24 protein-coding genes are annotated in these 25,419 nt (G+C 57.2%); 15 read left to right on the plus strand and 9 right to left on the minus strand.

What is annotated here, in order from left to right; all coding sequences use genetic code 11:
- The coding region (locus tag KYG_RS00730) for a hypothetical protein (protein WP_237707176.1) at nucleotides 1–387 on the plus strand (387 nt) is incomplete at its 5' end.
- A 329-nt stretch (nucleotides 388–716) separates the two neighbouring features.
- On the opposite strand, the gene KYG_RS00735 is transcribed toward KYG_RS00730, so the two are convergent.
- The 4 genes from KYG_RS00735 to KYG_RS00745 all read right to left on the minus strand — a co-directional run bounded on the left by KYG_RS00735 (nucleotide 717) and on the right by KYG_RS00745 (nucleotide 6,338).
- Nucleotides 717–1,370: a DNA-binding protein gene (locus KYG_RS00735; protein WP_008902883.1), complete on the minus strand. Its 654-nt coding sequence runs from the start codon at nucleotides 1,368–1,370 to the stop codon at nucleotides 717–719.
- A gap of 180 nt (nucleotides 1,371–1,550) precedes the next feature.
- Nucleotides 1,551–2,513: a hypothetical protein gene (locus KYG_RS24185; RefSeq protein ID WP_139019256.1), complete on the minus strand. Its 963-nt coding sequence runs from the start codon at nucleotides 2,511–2,513 to the stop codon at nucleotides 1,551–1,553.
- 1,579 nt (nucleotides 2,514–4,092) lie between these two features.
- The gene (locus KYG_RS00740) at nucleotides 4,093–5,190 is read right to left on the minus strand and encodes a ParB N-terminal domain-containing protein (protein ID WP_085942461.1); all 1,098 of its coding nucleotides are present in this window, start codon (nucleotides 5,188–5,190) and stop codon (nucleotides 4,093–4,095) included.
- Entirely contained in the window at nucleotides 5,187–6,338 is a 1,152-nt protein-coding gene (locus KYG_RS00745; RefSeq protein WP_139019257.1) for a ParA family protein, read from the minus strand. Before KYG_RS00745 ends, KYG_RS00740 begins: the two co-directional genes overlap by 4 nt.
- Before the next feature lie 413 nt (nucleotides 6,339–6,751).
- Between KYG_RS00745 and KYG_RS00750 the strand changes: the two genes are divergently transcribed.
- Nucleotides 6,752–7,078, plus strand: coding sequence for an H-NS family nucleoid-associated regulatory protein (locus tag KYG_RS00750; protein WP_008902886.1), 327 nt, complete (start codon nucleotides 6,752–6,754; stop codon nucleotides 7,076–7,078).
- 151 nt (nucleotides 7,079–7,229) lie between these two features.
- Here the strand turns inward: KYG_RS00750 and KYG_RS00755 are convergent, their stop codons facing one another.
- Together KYG_RS00755 and KYG_RS00760 are read right to left on the minus strand one after the other, a co-directional pair.
- On the minus strand, nucleotides 7,230–8,318 hold the full coding sequence (locus KYG_RS00755; protein WP_008902887.1) for a hypothetical protein: 1,089 nt from the start codon (nucleotides 8,316–8,318) through the stop codon (nucleotides 7,230–7,232).
- Between the two features lie 9 nt (nucleotides 8,319–8,327).
- On the minus strand, nucleotides 8,328–9,383 hold the full coding sequence (locus tag KYG_RS00760; protein ID WP_008902888.1) for a hypothetical protein: 1,056 nt from the start codon (nucleotides 9,381–9,383) through the stop codon (nucleotides 8,328–8,330).
- 15 nt (nucleotides 9,384–9,398) lie between these two features.
- Here KYG_RS00760 and KYG_RS00765 point away from each other — a divergent pair, with 15 nt between their 5' ends.
- The 5 genes from KYG_RS00765 to KYG_RS00785 all read left to right on the plus strand — a co-directional run bounded on the left by KYG_RS00765 (nucleotide 9,399) and on the right by KYG_RS00785 (nucleotide 14,339).
- The gene (locus KYG_RS00765; protein WP_008902889.1) at nucleotides 9,399–9,800 is read left to right on the plus strand and encodes a hypothetical protein; all 402 of its coding nucleotides are present in this window, start codon (nucleotides 9,399–9,401) and stop codon (nucleotides 9,798–9,800) included.
- 364 nt (nucleotides 9,801–10,164) lie between these two features.
- Nucleotides 10,165–10,677 carry a ProQ/FINO family protein gene (locus KYG_RS00770; RefSeq protein ID WP_008902890.1) on the plus strand — a complete coding sequence of 171 codons (513 nt, stop codon included), beginning with the start codon at nucleotides 10,165–10,167 and terminating at the stop codon, nucleotides 10,675–10,677.
- Between the two features lie 156 nt (nucleotides 10,678–10,833).
- On the plus strand, nucleotides 10,834–11,640 hold the full coding sequence (locus KYG_RS00775) for a CBS domain-containing protein (protein ID WP_139019258.1): 807 nt from the start codon (nucleotides 10,834–10,836) through the stop codon (nucleotides 11,638–11,640).
- 744 nt (nucleotides 11,641–12,384) lie between these two features.
- Nucleotides 12,385–13,221, plus strand: coding sequence for a plasmid replication initiator TrfA (trfA, locus tag KYG_RS00780; RefSeq protein ID WP_034692446.1), 837 nt, complete (start codon nucleotides 12,385–12,387; stop codon nucleotides 13,219–13,221).
- A 443-nt stretch (nucleotides 13,222–13,664) separates the two neighbouring features.
- A complete protein-coding gene (locus KYG_RS00785) occupies nucleotides 13,665–14,339 on the plus strand; it encodes a hypothetical protein (protein WP_139019259.1) in 675 nt (224 codons plus the stop codon).
- A 9-nt stretch (nucleotides 14,340–14,348) separates the two neighbouring features.
- Here the strand turns inward: KYG_RS00785 and KYG_RS00790 are convergent, their stop codons facing one another.
- Both KYG_RS00790 and KYG_RS00795 read right to left on the minus strand, forming a co-directional pair.
- Nucleotides 14,349–14,855: a hypothetical protein gene (locus tag KYG_RS00790; RefSeq protein ID WP_008902894.1), complete on the minus strand. Its 507-nt coding sequence runs from the start codon at nucleotides 14,853–14,855 to the stop codon at nucleotides 14,349–14,351.
- A 150-nt stretch (nucleotides 14,856–15,005) separates the two neighbouring features.
- Nucleotides 15,006–15,299, minus strand: coding sequence for a hypothetical protein (locus KYG_RS00795; RefSeq protein WP_008902895.1), 294 nt, complete (start codon nucleotides 15,297–15,299; stop codon nucleotides 15,006–15,008).
- Between the two features lie 287 nt (nucleotides 15,300–15,586).
- On the opposite strand from KYG_RS00795, the gene KYG_RS00800 reads away from it, so the two are divergent.
- The 8 genes from KYG_RS00800 (at nucleotide 15,587) to KYG_RS00835 (ending at nucleotide 24,502) form a co-directional block, all read left to right on the plus strand.
- A complete protein-coding gene (locus tag KYG_RS00800) occupies nucleotides 15,587–15,898 on the plus strand; it encodes a helix-turn-helix transcriptional regulator (protein ID WP_008902896.1) in 312 nt (103 codons plus the stop codon).
- Nucleotides 15,895–17,226: a HipA domain-containing protein gene (locus KYG_RS00805; RefSeq protein ID WP_008902897.1), complete on the plus strand. Its 1,332-nt coding sequence runs from the start codon at nucleotides 15,895–15,897 to the stop codon at nucleotides 17,224–17,226. The genes KYG_RS00800 and KYG_RS00805 overlap by 4 nt, the downstream gene beginning before the upstream one ends.
- A 10-nt stretch (nucleotides 17,227–17,236) precedes the next feature.
- Nucleotides 17,237–17,593 (plus strand): hypothetical protein, encoded by a 357-nt coding sequence (locus tag KYG_RS00810; protein WP_008902898.1) that lies wholly within the window; start codon nucleotides 17,237–17,239, stop codon nucleotides 17,591–17,593.
- A 32-nt stretch (nucleotides 17,594–17,625) separates the two neighbouring features.
- Nucleotides 17,626–17,931, plus strand: coding sequence for a hypothetical protein (locus KYG_RS00815; RefSeq protein ID WP_008902899.1), 306 nt, complete (start codon nucleotides 17,626–17,628; stop codon nucleotides 17,929–17,931).
- Between the two features lie 77 nt (nucleotides 17,932–18,008).
- Nucleotides 18,009–18,350, plus strand: coding sequence for a hypothetical protein (locus KYG_RS00820; RefSeq protein WP_008902900.1), 342 nt, complete (start codon nucleotides 18,009–18,011; stop codon nucleotides 18,348–18,350).
- Between the two features lie 120 nt (nucleotides 18,351–18,470).
- Nucleotides 18,471–20,081: an ATP-binding protein gene (locus KYG_RS00825; protein ID WP_008902901.1), complete on the plus strand. Its 1,611-nt coding sequence runs from the start codon at nucleotides 18,471–18,473 to the stop codon at nucleotides 20,079–20,081.
- Nucleotides 20,082–20,084: 3 nt separating this feature from the next.
- A complete protein-coding gene (locus KYG_RS00830) occupies nucleotides 20,085–23,564 on the plus strand; it encodes a hypothetical protein (RefSeq protein ID WP_008902902.1) in 3,480 nt (1,159 codons plus the stop codon).
- A 44-nt stretch (nucleotides 23,565–23,608) separates the two neighbouring features.
- The gene (locus KYG_RS00835; RefSeq protein ID WP_008902903.1) at nucleotides 23,609–24,502 is read left to right on the plus strand and encodes a hypothetical protein; all 894 of its coding nucleotides are present in this window, start codon (nucleotides 23,609–23,611) and stop codon (nucleotides 24,500–24,502) included.
- Between the two features lie 308 nt (nucleotides 24,503–24,810).
- Here KYG_RS00835 and KYG_RS00840 read toward each other — a convergent pair whose 3' ends face one another.
- Complete coding sequence (locus KYG_RS00840) at nucleotides 24,811–25,368, minus strand: hypothetical protein (protein WP_139019260.1); 558 nt, start codon at nucleotides 25,366–25,368, stop codon at nucleotides 24,811–24,813.
- Between the last annotated feature and the right edge of the window lie 51 nt (nucleotides 25,369–25,419).

A 25,419-nucleotide genomic window follows, 5' to 3' on the forward strand; every position in this document is an offset into this window, starting at 1 on the left:
GTGGGTCAGGTTTGCATGGAAATTAACACTGGACGGATGGAACCACCCAAACATGTGCTCAAAAAGCTCAACGAACTCTTCGTCGCGAGGAACGATCAGATCGAGATGGTTCGGAAGGTCTTTGAGTCTGTACCTGGCGCTACCTACGACGAGTTTTGGCACCGCACCATGGACGAATGGATGGCAATTGACGAACGCGAACCTGAACAGTTTCGGGTAGTGCAATCTGTCAATGCGCTACTCGCTACTGAGTTTCCAACGCAGTTCAAGATCTATCCATTCGATCTTGCTGAGTTCACTGCCTGGGCCGGTCGTAGGCCTGCTACGGATGAGCTGCAGGCGCAATACTTGGGAATGATCACCTCTCCTCGTCCCATCGAGAGCTGACAGCCCCCTACCCTACAGGTGCCGCGATGGCCCCCTCTAAAAGGCTCCTTCAAGGGAGCCTTTTTTCGTTGTTTCGAAAGGGTTAGTCACCCTATCTGCTGCAGACAGGGGGTTGGGCCCCACTGACTGCGAAAACCGGGGCTTCTGCTTGTTTGTAGGCTCTGTAGTAATGTAGGCCTACACACTACATATCAACCCGCTTCCCGCTTGTCGCTCCACAGTCGCTCCATTGAATGCGGCGCATCTTCCTTGTCGCCCTGCAGTCGCCCCATCAAGCACCTCGGTTTGCCAAACGCCCCACAGTCGCTCTATGGTGCTTAGCGTACCCATCACGCCTTTGGTCGATTGGGTGCGGTCGCCAGGATGATTGCGTTCTGATCACTGAGCGTCACGAGTTGTGCTCGCAGACTTTGAATTTCTTCCTGCAAGCTTGATGGTGCTGCCAGGGCTTTGGCATCAGCCAACTCCAACTTCAACTCTTCAGCTCGGACCTCCAGGTTGCCTAATTTGGAAGTCAATATTTGCGCTTGCGTTTCGGCTTCTTGCTTGCCTTTTGTAGCCAAATCCAGCTTGGCTTGCATGTCAGCCATCTGCGAATCAAAGGTGGTGATGCGACTCTCCATCCCCTCCGCACTCCGCAAGATCTCAGCCATCTCCTGCTGCAGCCGTTGGTTCTCGACTTTCAATGACTCACGTAGCGCTGCCACACCCATTTGCGCCTCCCCTTGCGCAACTTTCCAAAGCTCTGAAGCAAGTCGAGCCGCTAGGCCGGAGACGGCTTCCGGTGGGGCCTCCTGACTTGCCTGCGCTTTTTCGCGCTCAGTTCGCCACTCGCGTAAAGCCCTGGTGATGGTTGTATAGCTGCCGCCGACTTTCTGCTTGATGACCTCAAGGCTTGGTGTTTGACCACCCTCGGCCATTTCGTTAGCAGCCTCAAAAACCAATGCCTTGCGGCTGTCATAGTCCATGCGTTCTTTCGACATTTCTCCTCCATTCATTCCCAGTGTAGTTCTTGCGACTTGCTAACAAAGATTGGATCTTGCTAGACCGTTCTGCCTTCCACCAGGCAGGTTATCCACAAGCTGCAACGCATGTATTTCGTTAGATTGTTTATCTACGGATATAGAAGCCGCTGTTCTGCGACATAACCCCCCTTCGACTTCTCACTCCCCCCATTGTCTGGGCACGAGCTTGCCGGCCTCAATGGCGTCAAGGAAGGCACGCGTGAAGGGACTCATGCTCGATTTGCCTTCATACGTTTCCCGTACAGCGCCAGACTCAATTTGGTACGTTTTGCCAGTTTTTCGCGAAACAAATGTTCTTCCTTCAAAAATCTCAGATTTCTCTAAAAGATAGGCATTTTCGCGAGTTTCATCGGATTTGCGTTGATCTTCACGATGACTAGCGGAGAAATCTCGACCGCTGCCAAGGAGCGTTTGCAGGTAAGCGTAGAGCTGGTTTGATTTCAGCTTGTCTAGGTACTTGCGTGCAGCAAGCACCACATCTGACAGCCGCTGTGACGCCGCCCTAGCTCGCTTCATCAACCCAAGGACAGCGAAGGGTGACAGGCCTTTGGTGCATAGCCAAATCAGGTCTGTAGGCAGGCTCACGTTACCGATTCGGGTGAAGCCTCTGCCATCGCGATCTGCTGGACTGGCTAGGTTTTCAACGGTGCCTGTTTCTTGCCAGGTATTTGCAGATCGGGGGCTGAGGGGTTCAGTTGAGGGAGGAGGGCTGGAGGGTTTCTTCTTCTGCTCGACTGAGATGCCGCGTTCGTCCACCAAGCCCAGTGCTGTGAGCAGTTTTAAGGTGGGCACCAGGGGAGAGCGGGACCCGCGAAGGCCTAAGCGCGCCTTCCGTTCACGCTCAATAAAACAGTTCTGCTCAAGCCATTGGATTGCGCGGTGAACCGTATCCGTGGATTTTCCTGCCTCATCTGCCAAGGTTTGACGGGATGCGAATATTTCAGAAAAAGGATTGCGAAGATTGATCTTTTGAACAATCTTTAAGACAACGCGAAGAAAGCCATCAGGCATTTCAATGAACGTCGAAAGGTATGGAAGCTCCGAACACGCACGAACAATTGCGTAGGGGTATCGGATTTCAGTAGGCGCGAGTTTATCCATCGCAGTCTCCAAGTAAGGACACGATTTCCTTGACGGCGAGGCTTGGAGAAACTACTATTCATTCCTGAGTGGTCTGCTGTTTACCGATTGGCGTCGGTTGCAGAATGAATAGCAGAGTCGAGCATCACCATCACGATGCAAAGAACCCTGGTAGTTAGTCGCTACCGGGGTTTTTTATTGGCCGGTTCTTAGGTCATGTTCAATCTCCATTTCCCATACCCCAGATGAACCGAACCCCGCTCTAGGCGGGGTTCGGTTGTGTCACTGAAGTCGGATCGGTTCAATTGGTGTGAAGCAGGTGAGGGGAGCCGAATTTCAACTCCCTTGAACCCCGATGTCTGAATCCTCTTTGCCTGGCTCAGGGTGAGATGCCAAAGAACATCCATGCCTGGATGGCCCTGCGCACCGACCCTTGTACGTACAAGGGAGACTCGTTCCACGACTGATGCGCGAGCTACCCCACAGGCAAAACGATTCACGGATGCGCTCTGTATGGCTTTGCCACCAAAGAGCATTCGAGAACGGTTGGATTGGCAAGTCAGCCCTTGTACGTACAAGGGCCCCTGATCAGCCTCTGATCCTTGTACGTACAAGGCTCCACCAACGGACCCAGACCCTTGTACGTACAAGGGAGGCAACCTGGGCATGAGCCTGTGTGTGGAGATGGTCATTGGGAGCGTGTGCAACTGAGTTGCCTCCGGCCCTTGTACATACAAGGCTCTACCAATAGACCCCAACCCTTGTACGTACAAGGGTGACGAGCGAGTTGCCAAAGCAGCGTGAGAGTGTGTTGCGCATGACCCGTGTACGTACAAGGCTGGCTCTGAGCATCCCAAGCTAGCGGTCGGCGATGTAGCCCGCCAACTCGTGCTCAAGCTGCGTTGGCTCTTGCGCCGACCAGAAGGAGCTGAAGATTTGAGCCAGCCGTTAATGGGGCAAAGTTCTTTTGGCTTTCTCGGTATGGGGCGGGGTTGAAGTAATGTGTGTGCCTTGTACGGACAAGGCTGATCGACAGACGGGCGCTGTTCAGGTGTAAGCGTGGAAGCCTTGTACGTACAAGGGTCTGCGTCCAGCCGACCAGTGCCACCTATCAAATCACCCTTGTACGTACAAGGGTGGCGCAAAGAGCGATGCAGATGGCGGACTCCAGTTGCAGGCAGGTAAAAACGAAACTCAACGTTCTGTATTGGAGCCTTGTACGTACAAGGGTCTGCGTCCAGCCCACTAGCGCTGACTGCAACTGGTAAGTCGCCCTTGTACGTACAAGGGTGCAGTGCGAACTGGTTGGTTGGGTTCACCGGCATGAGAGCCTTGTACGTACAAGGGTCTGCGCCCAGCCCACTAGCGCTGACTGCAACTGGTAAGTCACCCTTGTACGTACAAGTCTCAGAGTAGGTCTCGATCATTACGACCTTTTTGGCAAATGCTTGAGATGATTTAATTAAGCAGAAACGGTTGGCAAATAGATCTACCACCCCAAGAGTCACCCTCTTTGGGGGAAACAACAATTCTGGTCGCCCATAAAGAACAAGGGACAGCGAGTGTCCCTTGTTGGTTTCATGAGCGAGGCCCAAATAAGTCATTCTTGACCGGTCGAGGTAGGCGATGAAGGCTCAGCTCCATCCTCCGGGCCTACAAAGAACGGGGCCAAAGATTTCTCGATCAGAGCGTTGAACTCTTCGAGTCTTTCAGGCGAGATCGTCCCGGTAATCTCTACTTGCCCATCCGTGCGAAGACGAAAATGTCCGTTGGGAAAGCGACGCTGGAAATTAACCTGGCTTTTCTTTCGGCCCGACTTCTTGCCAGCGGCCTCACTCGCAATTTCAACCTTTTGCTTCAGCCAGCGAAAAGTTTCGTCTTCATCAACGAAATGTCTGCACACTTCGACTGCGTAGTCTCGATCTTTGAGTTCAGTGAGTCGTTTGAAGTGAGAAATCGCATTGACCGTCACTTTCTCTGGATGACGTTTCGCAAAGTCAACGAGATCAACATCGAGATTGTCGTAAGCGCTGTATTGGTAAAGAGTACCTATTGGAATGCCTGTTTCGTGAGCTATCTGATCCCAAGTCCATCCGTTGTCGCGAAATTTCTTGAAAAACAAAGCTCTGTCGTAGTCACTATGGCCCCGACGTTCTTCATTCTCTGCATAGCCTAGCCAAGCCGCCTGCTGCTCAGTGAGGTCATAGTGAATGACCGCTTTGACTTTGCGATCCTGGAGATCCCTGGCACGTATTGCCTGTACTCGCGTCCACCCGTCGCCGATGATGAAACGGCCGGGTTTGGATGGATTTGGAATGACGTGAATTGCGTCCCGCTGCCCGTTTTCATGAATCGAGTTCGCAATTTCCATAATTGCGGTATCGTTGTATTGAGTGCGGGGAGGGTAGGCGTTTTCGTCTACATCGAACACATCAATCCAGAATGTTTCCTCGACCATCACTAGGCCTGTTGAGGACGCTACCGATCCATCCTGCATCTCCGAAACATGCATCGAGGTCGTACGATTCGCCTCATCAGCTGCAGAACCGCTCTCAGAATCTGCTGCAACATCGCCGTCCTCGACTATCTTCGGCAATCGCAATGGTGGTACGAATGGCGTAACTTTGGTCCTCTTGACCGCAGCTGGTGGCGTAGCCGTTTGGTCGTCCTCTACCGGAGCAAATCCTCTCCGCTTCATGATGGGGCCCCCTTCTGGTCTGGTTGCGACCTTTTCTCCTCGATTGCAATCAGTCGCTTAATCAAGTGATCTGTGAATAGCTTGTATTCGTTGCTTGCCTGGCTGAGTGGCTTTTGCAGGCTCATCGGGATGTAGCGCTCCAGAGATTTGGGGAACTCTTCGGATACAGAAATCGAGACCGGAGCTACCTGCTTTTCATACTGTTGGAGAGCCTGATTCATCCGTTGAATCCGAGACAACTGTGCGGCAAAGTGGGTTGCGAGAATTACCAATTCGCTGTGAATTGCGTCTTTGTAAGTCTCGCGCAGTAGCTTCAGCTCCTCAATCACGCGCGAAAGCCCCTTAACTGCAAAAGCGTCAAGACGAACCGGTGCAACAACGATGTCTGCAGCTGCAAGGGCCGCTGTGCTTGTCATCGAAACGTTTGGCGGGCAATCGAAAACAATTACGTCGTATTTACTTGTGTCGAACCCAGGCAGCTGACCTGTTTTCGCCAGGTTCAAGAGCTTGTCCAGCGCCATCTCGCGGCTCCCTTTTGCTGTACTTAGAGCGAACTCGATATCACCCAAGTTGGCATCCGCAGCAATCAGGTGAGGCCCGTTCTTGCCAAAGGGCATTTTGATCAAACTACCGACCGATTCGCCAGGTGCTCGATTCAAAAACGGGCAGACGACATGCGCAAAAGTTTGCCCAACGATGGCGTCGAGGTTGAGCCCGTAGCTGGCCAAATCCTTCTCTGTGAGGTCTGCCTCATAACCCATGTACTGGGTCAGATTGGCCTGCACATCGAGGTCGATAGCCAGTACACGCAATCCAGCCAGCTGCAGGTGGAGTGTTATCTCTGCAGCGGTGGTGGTCTTGCCAGTTCCACCCTTCACAATGTCCACAGTGATGACGTACGGGCCATTCTGCGGAGTCTTGAGGAGGTTCTTTTCTCTGCGCCACTGGGCAATTTGAAAGAGCGTGTCTGGATCAAACAACCTGACGGCCACGGACTTCGTTCCGTCATCATTCGCACGCCGCACCTGGATGTTTGACTCCTCCAAGTAACGCTTGGTGGTGTTGTCAGTGATCCCGAGGAGGGCCGAGGCTGCTCGCAGACGGTACTGAAGGCCCGAAGGGTCAGAGTAGGTTGATCGCAAAGTCATGGCGCAGCCCATCAAAAAGATGAGCAATTATGGGCATGGGTGATAGGGGTGTCAAGATAAACAAGCCCTGGTGGGCAAAACACCGGTCTACGGCGAAAAAGCCACCAATGATAAATTTGTAACGGAGGCCCTTTTGGCGCATGTTGTTGCAAATGCGTTGCTGTTGCTCTTCCCCACCTACGTAAAGTGAAAGACAAGATTCTAGGAAGCCTAATGCTCCGAAAGGGTGCCGAAAAGTAAGCAAAAACATGACGTTTAGCCTTTCATGGGCATCTGAGAGGCTGCTGAGTGTCATCTATATGCATTCACATTGACACAATGGAAGCTGGAGTTGCAATTAAATGTGCAATACAATCCAAAGTTATTGCGCCTCAAACAATGACGGATTGCACATTCGCAACTAGGACAGGACCATGTCAGAACTGAAACTACCTCAGGCCCTTGCTAAAAAGGCTGAACTTGATGCCAGTCTTGAAGCGATCCGGCTAAGCGAACTTGATACCGTGATTAAGGAGGTTCAACAGACCATCCAGTTGTATAAGCTCACGCCTACCGAGTTGTTCCCCGATATGAAGGTTGTGCCTCGCAACACCGTCCGCAGAAATGCGGGCGAGCGGCCGGTGAAATACCGAAATGAGTTGGGTGAAACCTGGGGGGGTGGGGTAGGGCCTCGTCCGAAATGGATCAAGGATGCAATCGCGCGTGGCGAGGACATTGAAAAGTATTCCGTCGCAAAGTAGCAAATGCTCTCGGACCGCCAGAAGGAACTCATTGCGAGTTCCTTTTTTGTTTTCTGCACAGTTACATTCGAGCCCCAGCTCAAATGCTTCTGGGAAATTGTTTTGGGCAGTTCGTACTACCCTTTTTGTGGCCGCACACCAATGGTTGACATCACACCCCCAACAGAGAGCCTATGCGTTCTTGCAGGGGCTTCACTGGTGATGGCTGTGATGTAGGAAGCTGCTTTTCTTGCGGGGTAGGTTGCAAAAGCAATCGTCGGAGAGTCTGGTTTTCGACCTCCAGCGTGCGGTATCGGTCTTGCAGCGCATCGACTTCACTTTGACGTGATTCAAACCCCTCATTCCATTCGTAGGCAAGTGCATCCTCGTTCTGGCGGGCGCGCGCATCCTCGGCGGCGCTCAAAATTGACTCACTCTCCATCAACAGGCCTGTTCCTAAGCTGCGAATGATGGTCCGCGCTATGTCGTCAAATGCAGAAGTCGGCCCTTTCGGGTCGCTACCTTGCGCCAACTGCCGTGCTCGCGTATCGAGCATGAGCCGATCCATTGCGTACTGGTTCTCATCGGGCCCGCGAATCAGATCTTTGGCGAGGAGCACCCGCGCGAGGGATGGCCAGAGTTCATCTCGCCAAATGTCAAGGTCCAGCCGATGCCACCCCTTCGGAGAAACGAAAAACACCTCAGGCAGTTCAACTGCGCTGGTCGTTGATGCAACGGCGAAATGAACCGCCAGATCGCGCACTGCGATCCCAAAAAAGTAGGCACCTTGCGTCGGCCCAGCCTCCAGTTCTTTAGCCGTGTTGGCAACCACCTCATCAGGTTGCCAGTTGGAGGCCAAGATGGCATTCAAGGGGAAGTGGCCTGAGCTGAACTGAGTGTCGCCATCTCCGTTGAGGAAGATCCGCCCATCCAGGCCAAAGCCCGCATAGTGAGCGCTGGGGTTCGCCTGCAGCAGTGACACCATACTCGTGGTGTATTTCCTGAGCCTTACCCATTCAGGGCTCTGAAACCGGGACTCTCGGTCGCTGGTTGAAACACTCTTTCCACCCCCGAGCCGTAGGACAGCAGCATCAAGCTCCTCCTGGGTGCCGGTGCCCTGCAGCGCTTGGGTGATAGCCATCATCAAGTCGTCAACCTTCTTGAAGTGCCGGTTGTCTTCGTGCTCGCGTCGCAGCCTGAGCTTGCGCTCCTCGCGTTTCTTCTTCTCGCGCTTTTGGTCCTTGGTCAGTTTGGATGCCACGGGTGCGCCTCAGGTGTAGCTGGTAGGGAGATGGGATGGCATGTGCCCGATGACCACAAGCTGCGAGCTTTCGTCCCAGCAGAAGTAGACCCGCATGCAGTACCGCGGATCTCGGGCGCCGCCTTTGCCCAGGTGCTGATCGAGAAACCGCCGCCTGCCGCCCAGACGGATGAAATACAAGTCGCCCAGCTCGCCGGCAACGCTGGGATCAACGGAGCCCCCGAAATCAACACCCATGGCCTCGGCCTTGGCCTTGAAGGCGTTCCGGTCGGCCTTGCCAGTTTTGACCGCTGTGTACTCGGTGGCCAGCAACTCCAGGCAGGCGTATAGAAGGTCTGGGTTCTCGAACGAGCTGCGCTTGGTCGCCGAAATCGCACGCTGCAAGATCGTGATCCGGTGAGCATTGGCCTCTGCGTACTCCGCAATGTCTTTGAGCCCCCACTTTCTGGGTGCGGTAACGCAATCCGAGGGCGCGGGTGGTGAGTCTGCGGGTGGGGGAGGGGTGTAGACACTCTCGCGGGTGAGCGCTGCTTTGCTGAGCGATGTGGCTAGGTGCTTCCAGTAGTCCACATCGGACTGCAGCCTTGCAACATGTGCGGAATCGTCCCTGACAGCGGTCACGCCTGACGGGTTGCTCCCAGCGGCAACCAGCTCGGAGAACGCCGGATACCTAGCTTGCGCAGCTGGAGAGTCGATCGCTTCACCGAAAACCTCAAGCCAGAGGCCATCGAGCACTTCAAGTGCAGGGGTGTCGCCCATGCAAAGTCTCCGCCCAGCCATCGGCTGGCCAGCGCTACCCGGCACCAGGAAAAGCTCCCAGGCACTGCGCGTAGCCTTATCAAACACCTGTGTGGCAAACCAGCCCCCAGTGTGATCTGTCCACCATTGAACATGCAGCCGCTCGCCGCTCACCGAACCAATGGTGTCAGGCGCTGGCTCACGCATGTGCGGGTCGAGCTTGGCAAGCCATCCCCAGAAAGACTTGGCCAACTTGCCGTGCTCGCCATTCAGGCTGAACACCTCGCCTTGTTGGCACAGCGTATCGACTTGTGCACTGATCTCCATGCTGAGAATTTGAACATGGCTTTTGTGCTGGCGGGCACTATCTCGCGCAACTCGCAGAGTCAAACCCTACAGGGGGGTGAAATCGTTCCGATTGCCAGAATGCAACGCTTTGGGTTCGCGCCCCCTGTAGGGTTTCGGAAAAAGTTGCTTCAGCGGAAAACTGTGCGTATGCATTTCGACGCCACAGGAACTGTCATGAAAACCTTCTTCAAAAGCCTTCTCGCCCGTGTGCCTGGTGACGGGCTGCGATTGCTCATCTTTTTCGTCATCGTTGTCATCGTCGGCGCCGTTGTGGCTGATCGCGCGATCAGCAAGGGCATGAACGTGTCGTTGACCGTGGCGAGCTTCTTGACGCTCACGGCAACTACACCGGCATCCCCGTATGCAGAGCCCCAACCCCCAGCTGTTGACCCTTGAGATGGCTGGAAGCGGGTTCGCGAATCTGTCAATGCAAAAAGGCCGTCTTTTCATCCGTGGTATTTGCACCAAAAGGTTGGCCCAACCACTTCAGCCGTTCCCCTGGCCACGCTCACGAACGGTGAGGCGGCACAGCCGTGCGATGTCCTAAAACGGCAGGCCCCCGAGCCTGTTCACCCAAACTCGACCAGGACCTGAAGACTGGTGCGGTCAGCCCAACTGATTCACAGCATGGTCGATGTGCGCTGCTAGATGCGCACCAAGGCATGCAAAATGCTTCTTCAGCCGTGACAGCGAGCTGCCGCAGTGGCGTTACTACCCCCTTGCCTGCCCACTGCCAGAACAACTATCGAGGGAACAACCCATGACAGCAGATGCGAGCGTTCTTGAATCTATTCAAGCAGTGGATACCGCAGTTGCCCGCGAGGTGGCCACCTTGTGGCCCAACCTGTTCGGACCCGGTGTGTTCGTTCCGCTGAAGATCGGCATCGACAAGATCCTGGCCATCGACGCCCAGCGTCGGGGCTCCGAATTGACGCGGGCGAAGATCCGCCTTTTCTTGGGGTGGCATGTGAGGCGAGCCCCATACCTTGAGGCAGTGAAGCAGGGCGGACCTCGCCACAGCATCAACGGTGCGGCCGAAAACGCGCGGACCGTTACCTCAGCCAATGCGGCATACGCTCAAGAAAAGCTCCAGGCCTTACTGAAGCGCGATGATGTGCCGTCCACAGAGCACTATGACGGCGAGGAGGGAATGTCTTGGTGGAACGGCCTCGACCGCCGCGAACGTGCGAAGTGGATGAAGGCTGCAGGTGACACGGGCGTACCCGCTGATGCCTGGAAGGCGTTCAAGGCTGGGCTATCGGCGTTGAAATGATGTTTTTTTGAACGGGAGCATTGAGTGGGACGAGTAAGACACCGGAGGCACGGCAGGAGGAGAAGCGCTGAGCGGCAGGGGACAGTCATCGTCGTCGCGGGCATTGTCTTGATACTGTGGTTCCTGTTTCGGTGAGGGCATTCGCCCCACAACAGAATGTTGATGACACCATCATCTGCGCCAGTATCAGCAGGCAGTGATTTGCTGCCGCAAGAGCGCATCTTCTACCGTGACCGCCTGCGTGAGGCTCGGTACGCCGCTCTGGCCGATGCTGAAGGGTTTGGGGCCATTTGCTTTGCCCTCGAAGCTCTGGGGCTCCGACTCCTGAAGAAACAGGCAGCTTTGGGGTCATACAGGGAAAAGATTGCTGAGCAAGCACTGCATTCCCTTGTCCTCGTGGACATGGCCGCTGTGTTTCCGTCGAGGTTCAAGTCGTTCGAAGCGCTCTACACGATTGTCAACAATGCACGCAATGACGCGATGCACACGGGTGCCTACGCACGGCATGCTACCGAAGCAGCCATTGAGTTGTGCATCGGACTTGAGGAGGCCTTGATGGCAGAAGTTGAGCAAACAGTGGGCAACCTGATGGTTTCATCGCCCATCACTGTTGAGCCGTGGCAACCAGTGGCTCATGCGCGGCAGCTCATGCTGATGCACTCGTTTTCCTTCTTGCCTGTGAGACTGGGTGAAGCATGGTGCCTTGTGTCTGAGCTGGGGCTGGCCAAGTACCTCAGCCTCGGTGCACGAAAGGCGCGACTGTCGGAGTCAATCGCAACCGCCAGTGAACGCGGCATGGAGGTTGTGGTGATCGAGGGCAGGGGGCTCCTTAGAGCTTCGATGCCTGTTGGTGACGTTCTTGCCGGCGCTCGTGTACAGGACGGGCCCATGCTCTGGCTTGTGGTGGAGGAGCAGCATCCAGAACGGCTTGCAGGGGTTCTTTCCCCATTTGAATTGATGTAGGGCGCGGGAATCCAGCCGGTGTTCAACACCGTCACTGTCGCTCCTGAATTTCGGGTTTGGTGTTGATGTAAACAGGCCTGTCACGCCCAGCGGAGCAGGAGTAGCGCCTACTCCGCAGCGTCACCGTTGATGCTTGATCCGTAGCTGACCGGGAGGCTAGTTCAGTGGTGACACCTGGCATGGGAGAGCAGGGCCCATTTTTTACTTGATCAAACGCGTTTTCGACAACTTGTCCACAAGCGCATAGCTCAACGGTGACATGAGTGTCTCTGTATTAAAAGAAGGCATTAAGAAGACATTAGCGCCTGAGGACAATTGAACTAAGTGCCTGTTTTCCTTGTAGTTTCAGGGTGACGCTGTCACCGTTGAACTCGTGGATGTCACCGTCGCACTACGTCGTGCGTCACCCATAAACTGGGGGCAACTTCCGATGTCACCCTTCCACTAGATGAGGGTGTCACCATTGGACTATGTGGCCTTGGGAGGGTGTGGGGTCCGATTCGGGCCACTTTCTGAAGCCGGTATGCCCTTTTGTCACCGTTGCACTATGCCCTGGGCTGCAAAGAGTGTCACTGTTGAGTTGTCGGTGTCACCGTTTGACTATGTCGAGGCCAGTGTAAGGATGGCCGCGTCACCCTTGAACTATGGAACGTCACCGTTAAGCTATGCCTTGTCACCGTTCCACTATGGACGCGCGGGGCACAGGCACCGCACACTCGCGCTTGCAGAAACCCACGCCCGCCCATGAAACCTCGATCTAGTGCAACAGTGACAGACACCAGCCAGCTTCAGCTGCCCATCTGGCCCCAGGATCTGCGCGGGTTGCCCAACGCCTTTGCCAGGTCTGCCCTTTTCACGGTGGCCAACATGCGCAAGGGAGAGCGCAAGCACATGAAGCGATCACTCATCGCCACGGTGTCTGGCATCAAAATCGAGTACACAGGGGAAGAGCTTAGGCAGGACGACGAGGACTGCTTCCTTCAGATTTTGCACATTGCTCGAAACCAGGAGCTGGGCACGGCTGTCCGGTTTACAGCGTATTCCATGATCAGCGAGCTGGGCTGGACGAAAAACACGTCGAGCTACAAGCGGCTGGTGGACTGTCTGGACCGCATGAAGGCTTCCTCCATCACGCTTACGGTGGCCGCAAAGCAAGGCGGGCAAGAAGGCTACTCGGGCTCTCTCATTCGGTCGTTCAGGTGGCGCGAAGAGGGCGATGGACAGACACCCATGCGCGAGTGGGAGATCCTGCTGGAGCGAGAGATTATCAGTCTGTTCAATCCGCACAGCTACTCGCGCTTGGACTGGAAGATGCGCCTCAAACTTCCGGCGCTGGAGAAGTGGCTGCATTCGTTCTATCACACCCACGCGCAGCCGTTCCCGTACAAGGTTGAGACCATCCACGGGCTTACGGGCTCCGAGATTGCCCTGAAGGACATCCGCAAGTTCCGCTACAAGCTCAAGAAGGCGCTGGAGAACCTGGTCGAACACGGTTTTTTCGCCAGCGCCATGATTGATCCGCGCACGGACCTCGTCCACGTTCTGCGCAACCGCCAACACATCTCCATAGTCGAACGGTGACACTCTGAGCGCGTAGACCGCTCCCATACGGCGACGGGCTACGTGATGGGTCATACCCATGGAGTGGTCCGTGCCGATGACGATCTATGAACGCTTCAGTGGATGGTCGCAATCCATGAAAGGTAAGCTTGACGAAACGAAAGCACCGTCCACCGAAAGATGCGCCACCGGCCGATAGCAGTCAGTTCCTCTCAAGGTCAAGGTTCCTTGACCCGGTCACTTTCAAGTGTCCATGCGAGGGCGAAAACCCCAACTGCGTTCACTGCAATGGCAGCGGTCGAACCTCACGGCAAGTGGAGCTGCGGTCAAACCGTACCCTGTCACTCGATCACCCCTCTACCGAGCCTTTTCGGAGCAAGAGAGAGCGGCTGTTTGAGATCCAGATCAGCAATGAACTTCCGTACCTGAGAGATGCATACCTGCGGCAAGAGGATGCGAGCCAGGTGCTTTTCTTCACCTACCTCCGGCGTGTGGCTTTGGCGCTCGAAAACACCTCCGCGTCTAAGGGGTTGATTTGGCTACCTGAGTTGTGGGGTGATGGAGACCTTTCGAGTCTTGCAAGCCGCCTGGGCGGTGGCGGGAAGATCAGCGAAGACATCCGCATCCTGGCCAAGGCTGCGCGGTCCTGTCTTGACATTGTGAAGAAGGCCGCACGAGCTAAAAGCAAGGCAACCGGCGCTGGTCAGGAGCAACCGCGCAGGGTTGTCGGTAGGGATAGCCAATTGCTGCGTTGCCCCCACTGCGGCACCATGATCTACAACCAGGACCAGCACAACATGCTGTTCCACCGAGGTCTGAGGGCACAGCCGAAGCGCGTGAAGCCACCAAAGCCTGAGGCACAAGCCCCAGCGATCAAACCTCTGGGGGTAGCGCCAGCACCAGCCGCGCGAGTACCAGCAAAAGCGAAGCCCCGGAAATCGGCCCCTATCACCAAGGTGCGGACGAGCCCCACGTCCACAAATGTCAAGGACGTGGAGAAGGGGCGAGCCGACACGGGACCAGTGGAGCGCGACATGGATGCGCGGCGAACATGGGGCGGCAGGTTCCGGGACACCGATGGCACCTTTGGCTCCCATCCACTGCATGACAGCATGGATGATGAGTCGAACGCCGGGTGAAGTAGCGGACTAGGCCTGATGAATGCAAACTGCAGTGGGGAATGCGCGGGAAACCCATGCTTCTTTGGCTGTCTCAACCATAAAAGGCACCTCTGATGCACCAATGGCCCGCGCGACAGTGAGCCTATGGTTGCCGTCAGAGACCAACCCTTTGTCAAGACTGCCGTGCTTCACAAGAAAAATTGGCGAAAGCGCTGTGCCTTGAGCCCAGGCATCGATGACACCCGCAATCTTTGAGCGAACATGAATATTATTCGACCAGAGGGTGTTCGATTCATAAAACTCCGGTCGGTCTAGCCCAGCCCAAAGTTCACCCATCTGGCAGTTGTAGATGCTCAGTCCAGATGACACGATTTCCTGGTGAATGTCATTGAACGAGATTGACGCAGGGGAGGCATCCCACTTCGGGACAATGGCAGGCATTTTATTTCTGTATTTGCGGATCAGTTTTTCAGACGCTGCAAATTCCTCCAGCGCTTTTTCTCGTTCCGCCATAACGCTTTCAATAGAGATCATGTTGGCTCAAGGCATGCGCCTGAGTTTTGCGTTTAAACACTTAAACCGTTGATTTTCAAACAGTTTTTTCTGCATGGGCTCTTGCAGAGCGACTGCATTTAAACACTCGCTCAGGGAGATAGCCAAGTAGGGCAGAGGTGTGGATTGCCTTCATGTGCGGACCGTAAGCGTCATCTTCTCGGCGAGCACCAGCGCCCACTTCGAGCCGTAGTCCGCAGAACCCCGCGCGTAGCGCTCCGCAGCAGCGACCTGCTCCAATGTCGGTGCATGTAGGCCGTGTTCTGCCGCATAGCTGCACGCTGCGCGGTGGACGGCCTCCAGCTCCAGCCTGATCCACTCCTCCACGTCGCGGCCCTTGCGGTGCGTGGCTTCTTCCTGGAAGGCGTCGTAGAGCACGCTGGCCGGGGCCTGTCGGGGCCTGAAAAAGTCGTGTTCGATGGTCATGGCATCCTTTGTCCTCTCTGCGCGATCATAGGCAGAGTGAATGATGGCCGTTCTCGGCGGGCCCTGATGAGGTTGATCGCCCCTAAGCCCCAAACACCAGAATCGCAACGCTCGCTGCGAAGTTTGACCTTAACCATGGGGTTGCACTCTTTTCGAAGAGAGCGCTTAGTTTTAACCCCGACCACCACCGCAATGAGTCAAAAACGAATAGTTCGTTGCGGTTGGCTTGTGGCCCGAGTCCATAATCGCTAGAATCTAAGCGATCATTGCGATATAGGAGTGCGACCATGCTGATACCAGTAACGTCAGTTGAAACGGTGGGTGCGGCCATCCGCGCTATGCGCAAGGTCAGCGGCATCCGTCAAGATGATGTTGCAGGCGTAAGCCACATGTTCCTGCGCGATCTGGAGAAGGGCAAAGAGACCGTGCAGTTCGGGCTCGTGCTCAAGGTGCTCGATGAACTGGGCATCCACATGTTGCTGGAGGTGCCGGAATCACAGGAACAAGCAGTGGCGATGGCTATGAATCGCCTCATGGGCCGTATGGCGCCTATGGCCCGCATCGTGCACACCCGGACCATAAAGAAGGACGGCGAATGACCGTCCGCACGCTCCAAGTCCTCATCAACGGTGCCCTGGTGGGCACGCTGCGTGATGCGGACAACATCTGGGCGTTCCAGTACGCCAGCACCTGGCTGGAAAGCCCCAGCGCATTTTCGCTGGCCCCCTCCATCCCTTTGGTCAGCGAATGGCAGGTGGACGGCGCATCGGTGCGGCCCGTGCAGTGGTTCTTTGACAACCTGCTGCCCGAGGAACTGATGCGCCAGGTACTGGCAAAAGAGGTGGAAGTCGAGTCCACGGATGCTTTTGGCATGCTGGAGCGCATGGGCATGGAGTCCGCTGGGGCTCTGGTGCTGCAGGCAGAGGGCGCAGCGCAAGCCGAAAAGGGCACGCTGCCGCTTTCCTGGAACGACCTGTCACAGCGCATCCGCAACCTGCCCAGGGCATCACTGAACAAGGACGCTCCCAAGCGCATGTCTCTGGCCGGGGCCCAGCACAAGATGGTGGTCCTCTTCGACCCCGAGCGCAAGGAGCTGAGCGAGCCCCTGAAAGGCACACCGTCCACCCACATCCTCAAGCCGAACTCCACGGCCGAGGGCTACCCCAACTCAGTGATCAACGAGACGTTCACCATGTTGCTGGCCGCGCGCCTGGGGCTCAACGTGCCTGAGGTCTGGAACTTGTACCTGCCAGAGGCTGCGTTCATCATCACGCGCTTCGACCGCGAACCAGGGCCAACCGAGCCGATCCGCCTGCATGCGCTGGACGGCATCCAGGTGCTCAACGAGCCCGCCCACAACAAATACACCAGCGCGACCCTTCCAAAGCTCAAAGTCCTCATCGGCCAGTGCCGCAACAAGGCGCTGGCGCGCATGGAGGTGTACCGCTGGATCGTCTTCAACACGATGGTGGGGAACTCGGACGCGCACTTGAAGAACATCTCGTTCCTGGTGGACCATGACGGCAAGCGCGTGGCGCCTTTCTACGACCTTCTGTGCACCGCGGTGTACCACACGCGGGTGTACAGCGACGACGCTGTGGTGTGGCCCAACGAAAAGCTGGCATCCCCCATTGCTGGAGCGAACTTCTTCTCGGACGTGACCTACGAAAAGCTGATCGATACCGGCATGGAACTGGGGCTTCCCAAGTCCACCGCAGCGCGAGAGGTTGGAAAGATCGTGGGCAAGCTGCAAGATGCCGCCGACGAGATCGCAGCAAAGCTGGAGGGCATCATGCGCGATCCAGGCGCCCCGCAAGGCGCTCCGACCAGAGAGACTATGGGCGCTGAAACCCATCTGCTGCGCTCCATCTGCAAGATCGTGATCGCGGACATGCTGGCGCGTGTGCGCTTGCCAACCCACCCGTGAAGGAGCCCCGATGACCAAACCTTTCAGCGTCAGCGCAGCCGTTCCGAAACCGAGCCGTCGCAACCCCTTCAAGGCAGGGGGACAGCCCGCCCGCCAGTTCGAACAAATGCGCAAGCTCTACGCTGAGGGCCACCGCGACCTCTTGCGCTTGGGACCGGCACGGTGCATGGGCAACAACATGGCCGTGGCCTTCTGGCGGGGCTACGACAGCACCCCACCGCACACCATTGCCAAGGACACCCCCTTGTGGGCCTGCTATCGGGCGGGGCAGGCCCAGCGTCTGCTGGACGATGAGCAGGACCGCTATGTGCCGCCCCGGACCAATTCCATCGTGCAGGTGGAAGCCCACGCAGGTGCTCCCCGCTGACGGGCGCACCATGCCCAGATGGAGCGAGTCCTGTGAGCACTGACCTGAAGCCCCAGCGCAAACTTTCCGCCACTGAACAGGCAGCGCTACGCGTGCTGCAGGAGCAAGGCGGCTCCCTGATCGAGTGGCGCGTGCCCGAGACCACCGACAAAGACCCGGTGTTCGGCACCATCACCCCCGGCATGCCCGTGTACCGCAAGCTGGAGCGGCAGGGCTTGGTGTTCTTCACGGAAGAAGACCCGTTTGACCTTCCTGGCGACCCGCTTGACGGCTTCCAGTTTTCCAGCGAGATCTACCTGACGGACGAAGGCAAAGCGGTGCTCCGCTCAGCGGCATAAATCCATCAATACATTCATATAGCTATTGCATTGCAATTAATTGCAATTGATAATTGCAGCAACTGCAATTCAATACTATGAATCCTTCCCACCTGTGTGATGCCCGCTGCGGCGGCATGTCGCCCGACACCCTGACGCCGGTCCCGAGTCTTCAACCCGTGCCCGTTGTCACCGAGGAATCGGCCTCTGACGAGCTGGTAGAGGCTCCCCCGCATCAACTGAAATCTGCCGGGATTGACCAGGTGCTGGGAGCGCTTCGGGCTGGGGGCTCCATCACCAAGCTGCCCAGCAGCTTCTACAGCGGCGGCTACAGCTACACCCATGTGCTAACGACGAAGCGTGGTACGCAGTACCGCGTGAGCAAGCAAGTCATGCGCTGGGTGCCAGACACCGCGATTGCTGGCCAAGCGCAGCCCTGACCCATTCACCAAAAGCAAATCGCAAGTCATTGATTCTGATTGTGATTTCGAAAATTTGAACAGCGGCAGCACCAAGGGCTGGCACGCACACCAGCCTCACGCACACGTTTTGGAGAACCAATGTCCCTGACAGTCAGCCCCGAACTCATCGCCGCAACGAACTCCAGCTTGCTTCAAACCTATCGCGAAGATGCTGACAGAGCCCGCCGCGACGTGGAGATTCACACAGCGAAGTTGAGCGATGAGGGCATGAGCGACCTGATCGCTGCGGCCCGTGCTGTGGAAGACAACAAGACCGAACGCGCACTCGAATCCATTTTGCTGGCCAGGGCTGGCAAGTTCGACAAGCCGGTACCGAATTTCAAGGCTTTCCAGGCGGTTTTGCTTGAGTTCATCAAGGCTGATCTGATCGACGGGTGGATTTACGTGACCGGCCCCGATGGGAAGCTGTACCCCCAGCTCGTGACGGATGTCACCTTTGAAAGCGGCCAGGACTATCGGCGCAACGGGACCCCAATGGTGATGATTGCGACCGCCAGCTACGGGTTCAGCCGCGACGGCAACTACAAGCCCACTTTTGGCGTGTTCACGCGCCGGCATGCGTTCCATCCCCAGATCGTTGCAAAGCGCCGTGTCGCGGACATTCTGGCCGAGCAGGGTATCTACAAGGAAACGCCAGCACTGAAGGCGGCGCACCAAGAGAGCCTGAAGCTGCACTACGGGGGTATTCAAAGCGCCTTTTCTCAGCAATTCCGCATCAAGGGGAAAGCCTTCCACTCGGAGTCCCGTGACGGCAATGATGGCGATGACCTGACGGGGCGCCGAGTGATCCACGATCTCGATGCCGGGGACTACGAAGCCGTGGTGCGCCATACAGACTCAGCACTATTCGATGCGGATGATGGCGTGGGCCAAGTGCCAGAGCATCCAGTGGTCAGGGTGTTTGACTTGAGCAGCCACGGTTTCTACTGGGTTCACGCGGACAACATGGAGCCCTACGTCTACGACGAATCGCTACGCCACAAGCTGGTCCTGCCCGACACTCACCGCGATCTGTTGGACGTTCTCACCACGGACCTCGATGCCTTCGTGAACGACATCATCGAAACCAATAGCGCCACCAACGTGATCTTGTGCAAAGGCGTGGCGGGCGTCGGCAAGACGCTGACGGCCGAGGTGTACGCCGAGCTGATCAACCGGCCCCTGTACGCCATCCACGCGGGCACCTTGGGCACCACAGCCGAGGAGATCGAAAAAAACCTAAAAATGGTCTTTGACCGTGCCACGCGCTGGGATTGCGCGCTGCTGCTGGATGAGGCGGATGTGTTCGTGGTCAAGCGCGGCGACAGCATCGAGCAGAACGCCATCGTGGCTGTGTTCCTGCGAGTGCTGGAGTACACCAAGGCGCTGATGTTCATGACCACCAACAGAGTGGACGACATTGACGACGCCATCATTTCACGGTGCGCGGCCATCATCGAATTCGCCGTTCCGGGTGCGGAGCATGCAGCGGCCATTTGGAAGGTGATGGCAACCCAGTTCAAAGCCGATTTGTCCCTCGATCTGATCGCCCAACTGGTGGACCTCTTCCCAGGCATTGCTCCGCGCGACATCAAGATGCTGCTGCGGCTGGCATTGCGCGTCTCGAAGGCCCACGGCGAGCCCCTCGATGTGGCCACGTTCCGCCGCTGCGCCATGTTCCGTGCCATCACCATGAAAGCCGAAGCCTGAGCCATGACCAACCACCCAGTGGCGCACACCGACGCTGAAGTCCACTCTCTGGGACGGTTCCAGACCCTTCAGGCGGGCCAGTATTGGCGCTCCCTTGTCAACGTGCCCGAGGAGGGCATCGATGCGGGCATGGTGCTGCTGATCCAATCTATTCGATTGGTGGATGACAAGCCCCATACGGTAGTTCTGCGCCCCCACCCCCTCAAGTTGGGCCAGTCCCTGTATCTGGAGATCCCTCAGGAGGAGGGCGGCACACTGCGGTCATGGTTCCGCTACGCCGAACACCGTTTCCTGCTGGACGACTTCCTGTCCCGATTTGAGTTCGAGCCAGACCACCAGAAAATCCGAAATGCAGAGGTGCAGGCGGTGCAGGCACGCATCGGCGCGCTTCAAGACGAGCTGGTGCAGGGCCAGAGCAACCCGGCCCTGATCGCCGCCCTCGTGCACGAAAAAGAGGCCGAGAAAGCCGCTAAACAGGCCCAGGCCGAGAAGCAAAACGACTCTGAGCCCCACGCTGGCCAAGAGCCCCCCAAGCTCCCCGCGCAGCTGGAGCCTCCCGTGAATGCCGCCGAGGTGGTGGACATGGCCACTGGTACGGTTGCTCAGGCCATCGAGGGCGGACTATCGCCGGAGCGGATGGCCGCGCTGCGCGCCGCTGCGAATCGCCAGCACGAGATTGCCACCGTGCGGGCCCAGTGGATCGAGGGCAAGACAAAGGAAATCGCCAACGTCATCCAGCAGCTCACACCCTTTTACAGCGAACAGGCTGCAGCAGCCCTGGCGCAGACCGAGGACGTGCGCGCCTTTGTGTCGGATCTCCTGAGGGGGATTGAGTCGCTGGACCTGTACCTGGGCAAGGATGTGGAGGTGCAGACGGTGCGAGAAGGGAAGGGGGCTTCCCGCGAGGTGCCTCTGACCTTCGTGCAGCGCAAATTGCTGGCCGACGAGGAGCTGGCTGTCTGGGCGGATGTGGACGAGAGGTTCGACCACACAAGTGACGATCAGCTTTTTGACGCGCTGCGCGAGCATGACGGCCTGGTTGAGCAGATCTTCCCCACCGAGCGCTGCGTGCTGGTGATGGCAACCACACGGCGCAATATCGACTATGGGGATTCGTGGTCGAACATGGCCCGCAATGCCCAGAACAAGGTGGTGTACCTGCTGGTGCGCGACGGCATGAACATCCACCGGGTGTTTTCGCCCGTGGAGTCCCACCTGGGGGCTGACAGGCTGTTCCCGACGCAAGACGATCAGGATGGGGTTTTCCGGGGGCTCGACGGCACCCGAATCAAGTTCGAGGACGTGGCCTACACGGACCACCTGCGCAAGCATGAGCGGTTTGCCTTGCACTTCAAGCGTTTTCTGCTGCTGGCCTGCGGCCTCGACCACCGGCTGAAGCTATTCGGCGACTTCTACGAGGGTCCCGAGTCGCTGGACTTCGTTTCCATGGTGTTCCAAGAGCGGTATTGCCGGTTCCTGCATGACGACGACGCCAGCACCATGATCGCGGGTGGCACCAAGCGTCCGGGATTTGAGGAATGGCTCTCCAGCATGAACGGCTACCTGCGCTCCGGTTCGCGGGTGCTCTGCAACTGGTACAGCCTGATGACCCCGCAGACGGCGCCGGGGGCCTGCAAGGATCTGTACGGGAGCAGTCGCGAAGGTGTTCATTTCACGTCCAAGCCGCTCGCGCGGGTCGAGTGCGCCGTTGTCTACCGCGAGGTCGACCAACTGTGCGTGGACGTGCGGGTGCAGAAGGACACGTTTCGCAGCGACCGGAAATTCAACTGCAAGGTGTCCCTGCTCAAGCTGCGGCGCTCGGACTGGTCAGGCGATGAGGTGCCGTTCCTGGTGCTGGATGCCGTTGATCCGGTTGACCTGCGCTGGTACATCCAGCACCGGGGAACGCGGGCGAGGCATCTGGAGTACATCCGGTTTTTCAAGCGGGCGCTGAAGCTCATCGAGAGCGACCGTGCGTCCGAGGCCGGCGCGAGGGCCCAGCTGCTGCAGGCCTTGCGTGATGGCGGTGTCGGCGAAGTGGCAGAGCGCTCCACGCTGGTCGACCGCGCGGTGATTGCATGGCGTGCAGCGAACCGGGGCCAGGCGCTGCCGCAGTTCGACGGCGCCAGCCCCGCCGATGCCAAGGCCTGGAAGTCGCTTCTGGACCAGATGTTCGTGATGGCGGGCGACGGCAAGGAGGACACCCGCAAGGCTGACGCCGAGGCCTTGGCGCGGAGGCTGGGCTACGAGCCCCTGCGGCTGGTGCTCTCTGGCGATGCGAAGTACATGCTTTACGCAGCGCCCAAGGACGACGAATGCGACAACCGGCTGGAGCCCCACGCTTGGGTGCACCGGATCAGCCTGGAACGGGGCTCAGAGGGGTTTTCTGAGGTGCGACGCCGCTGGGAGATCCTGCCCGAGCGTGATGCCTCGGTCACCGTCTTGGCCCAGTGGCCCGATCCCCTGGGGTGGACGGCACGGCGCAGCCGGTTTGCCAGCATCGGCCGCAAGGCAAGCATCTTCGCGGTGGTGGAGGAATGGCGCGAGCAGCTCGCTCCTTTCACCGCGCCCATGGATGAGGCTACCTTTGCCCACACCATTGCGCAGTGGCGGCGCTCCCGCGAAGGCATGAAAAGCAATGGCTACGTGAGGGTGATGCAATTGGCCATCCCCTTTGCCGCCGTTCTGCATGAGGGGCTGGTGTGGTACCTGTGCGTTGGATCGACGCAGCCTCAGGTGTTGATGTCCCGCTTCGCGCCGAGTCAGAAGTCCGTGGAGGATTTCAAAGCCATCTTCGTGAAGTCCTACGGGGACAAGAGCAGAGGCCGTGCGTTCTTCAATGGGAACCCTGATCACCCCGCATGGGGGCTCTTCGCAGTCTCTGCCGCCGACTACCTCGACCATGACGGGGTGTTCGTTCACGATGACATGGGCGTTTCGGTCGAAAAACTCGCAGGGGGCTCCATCAGTCCGCTGTTGGGGGATTGGTTCGAAGCCTGGCGTAGTCGCTACCCCAAGTCGGCGCTGTGGACAGCACCGGGGGTGGTAGATCCAAACGGACGGCTGTCCCTTGACGCGATCCTGTCCATTGCCCTGCCAGAGGACTACCAGCCAGTGCGGGTGCGAGAGATCACCCTTCGGCCCCACGATGACCCGGACAACACCCCGGAGTACGGGCACTGGTTTGACCTGTCGCCTCTACCGGATGCCGACGTGGATGACGATGGCTCAGGGCGACCTGGAGCCTTTCGCGGCCATGGTGTGCTGGATGAGTTGGTCAAGGGCCCCATATCGAGGGTGCGCGGTGGCTCAGGGTGGTCCAGCACATCCTGGGATGCGATCAGCCCCTCCAAGGCCGTCGCCAAGCTCCAGCGGGAGCACCGCCATGTGGTGGCTGCAGCAAATCTGCCAGAGGCCCCCCAGCCGCCCGAGGGCTTCGAGCGCTGGTATGTCATGCGTTTGAATGAAGGAAGTAGCGTGTAGAGGCGTCGACGAAAATCTCCTTTTGTTCTTCAACAGGGAATGACATGACAGCGCCGCAGCTTTCAATGATCGAACAGATTCGCAAGCACGCACAGGAGGTACAAGAGGAACTGCCTGAAGCATCATGGGAGGACCATATTTACACATTGGCGGTGAGGTTGCTGAACACGACTTTCGGCAAAGACTGGTTAGAGCACCACGTACTAGCCAGTGATGACAAGTCTCCCTTCTTCCGCAATCTCAATGCCGCCGCTGGGGACGACTCGTTCCATCGGGCGCGTGTCGTTGATCTCGCCGAAACCATCCTCAACCTTCAGAAGGTTCCAGGCGTGATCGATGTCCTGCGCGAGATGAAGCTTGGCCACATCGAAGATCGATTTGCTGAGCTGGAGGTGGGCAAGATGCTGGCTTTGGCGGGCACAAAGTTCAATTACGTAACACCTAGTGGCCTTCGCGGCAGCAGCTACGACCTGGAGATCGCGACGCCGGCCGGAGTGGTGTGTGCGGACGTTAAGTGCAAAGTCGAGAGCAACCTCACCCCGAGCGGGGGCGCGATTGTTACCACCCTCAAGGGGGCACGCACGCAGCTGCCAGATGATCAGATGGGGGCGTTCTTCCTCAAGTTTCCGCAGTCCTGGGCACCCGACGGCGACATCAAGCCGCTGATTCCGATGCTGGAGCAAGCTGCTGGCGAATTCTTGCGCGCAACGAGACGCGTCGTAGCGGTCGTGATGTACTTCAACTTTGTCTTGCCCATAGCGGGTGGTCTAGGTGTCTATAACGTGTATAGGCAGGTGCCCAACTCGCGGCACAAGTTCGGAACGGGTGAGGTCTTCGTTCTGCCCCCAGACCACCAGCCGTTCATGGCACCGCGCCCAGACTGGATTCGGTTGGCCGAAGTCTGCAAGTTAGCGCCACCGATTTCGCCCAGCACATGAGCGTGGTCAGTGGTACGGCGCAGTCAATCAGGTAGCCGTGTGCGCGGAAATCGCGTACTGGCAACTACGCGGCCACCCAAGCATTCGCAGCCGAGGCCAGAGGTGTGCAGTGGTTGGGCTATGAATCGGTGAGAGCGCCATGTGAGGCCTGTGCCGTGGCGTTCGAGCCTGAGGCACTTTTCGAGCCTCCTGGCTGTATTGACTCGACTCGCCAGCGCTGGATTTGCCGCAGCAAGATCATGCTGATGGCGAGCGGGATTTCGAAGGTTAACCCAGGTGCACGCTGTGGAGGTGCACTCAGGGGTTAGTCAGCGAGGTAGCCAGCCCTTTTCGGTTTTAATCATTTCGAAAGTGCCTTCGATCACTGGACCTTCGCCCTTGGTAATAGACCGTCCATAGAGGTGCTGATTTGCTGGGATGTTCACAATTGATTTCATTAAAGTCGCATACTGCGCTGGGCAATTGTCCGTCCAATACTTATCGGCCTGTCTTTGAGCTTTACCTGCATCATGAAGAGCGGCATAAAATTTGGCCGCTGAATCCGAGTCGTGCATATTGTAGTCGTCCATACTGACCTTGGGCTCTTTTGCGGAATCGGACCAAAGATTTTCGTATGCAACGTCTTGGACGAAAGCCATCTTATATGAAAAGTCCACAATATAATGGTCGCCTCGGTCGGCTCCATTCGTCTTGGTAATGTCAGTGGGTGTGACCATTTTGCACCCGCTCCAGTATTCATTGATCGGAGCGGTCAAATCTTTTGCTTCGGGAATAGAGGATGGTAGACATCCTGTTAATAAACCAATGAAAACTAATGCGACCGCTTTTTTGGCGTCACTACTGAAAATCCTGTTTTTTTGGCGCATAAATTAGTTTAATGAAATGTCTTGTTACAGTCTACATTGATTAATTGGGTA

Origin of the sequence: Acidovorax sp. NO-1 (assembly GCF_000238595.1) — a bacterium.
GTDB lineage: Bacteria > Pseudomonadota > Gammaproteobacteria > Burkholderiales > Burkholderiaceae_C > Acidovorax.

Coding starts and splice junctions, on each gene's coding strand:
- KYG_RS00735 (WP_008902883.1), bottom strand. CDS start 1,370: ATGTCGAAAGAACGCATGGACTATGACAGCCGCAAGGCATTGGTTTTT.
- KYG_RS24185 (WP_139019256.1), bottom strand. CDS start 2,513: ATGGATAAACTCGCGCCTACTGAAATCCGATACCCCTACGCAATTGTT.
- KYG_RS00740 (WP_085942461.1), bottom strand. CDS start 5,190: ATGAAGCGGAGAGGATTTGCTCCGGTAGAGGACGACCAAACGGCTACG.
- KYG_RS00745 (WP_139019257.1), bottom strand. CDS start 6,338: ATGACTTTGCGATCAACCTACTCTGACCCTTCGGGCCTTCAGTACCGT.
- KYG_RS00750 (WP_008902886.1), top strand. CDS start 6,752: ATGTCAGAACTGAAACTACCTCAGGCCCTTGCTAAAAAGGCTGAACTT.
- KYG_RS00760 (WP_008902888.1), bottom strand. CDS start 9,383: ATGGAGATCAGTGCACAAGTCGATACGCTGTGCCAACAAGGCGAGGTG.
- KYG_RS00765 (WP_008902889.1), top strand. CDS start 9,399: ATGGCTTTTGTGCTGGCGGGCACTATCTCGCGCAACTCGCAGAGTCAA.
- KYG_RS00770 (WP_008902890.1), top strand. CDS start 10,165: ATGACAGCAGATGCGAGCGTTCTTGAATCTATTCAAGCAGTGGATACC.
- KYG_RS00775 (WP_139019258.1), top strand. CDS start 10,834: ATGTTGATGACACCATCATCTGCGCCAGTATCAGCAGGCAGTGATTTG.
- trfA (WP_034692446.1), top strand. CDS start 12,385: ATGAAACCTCGATCTAGTGCAACAGTGACAGACACCAGCCAGCTTCAG.
- KYG_RS00790 (WP_008902894.1), bottom strand. CDS start 14,855: ATGATCTCTATTGAAAGCGTTATGGCGGAACGAGAAAAAGCGCTGGAG.
- KYG_RS00795 (WP_008902895.1), bottom strand. CDS start 15,299: ATGACCATCGAACACGACTTTTTCAGGCCCCGACAGGCCCCGGCCAGC.
- KYG_RS00800 (WP_008902896.1), top strand. CDS start 15,587: ATGCTGATACCAGTAACGTCAGTTGAAACGGTGGGTGCGGCCATCCGC.
- KYG_RS00805 (WP_008902897.1), top strand. CDS start 15,895: ATGACCGTCCGCACGCTCCAAGTCCTCATCAACGGTGCCCTGGTGGGC.
- KYG_RS00810 (WP_008902898.1), top strand. CDS start 17,237: ATGACCAAACCTTTCAGCGTCAGCGCAGCCGTTCCGAAACCGAGCCGT.
- KYG_RS00820 (WP_008902900.1), top strand. CDS start 18,009: ATGAATCCTTCCCACCTGTGTGATGCCCGCTGCGGCGGCATGTCGCCC.
- KYG_RS00825 (WP_008902901.1), top strand. CDS start 18,471: ATGTCCCTGACAGTCAGCCCCGAACTCATCGCCGCAACGAACTCCAGC.
- KYG_RS00830 (WP_008902902.1), top strand. CDS start 20,085: ATGACCAACCACCCAGTGGCGCACACCGACGCTGAAGTCCACTCTCTG.
- KYG_RS00835 (WP_008902903.1), top strand. CDS start 23,609: ATGACAGCGCCGCAGCTTTCAATGATCGAACAGATTCGCAAGCACGCA.
- KYG_RS00840 (WP_139019260.1), bottom strand. CDS start 25,368: ATGCGCCAAAAAAACAGGATTTTCAGTAGTGACGCCAAAAAAGCGGTC.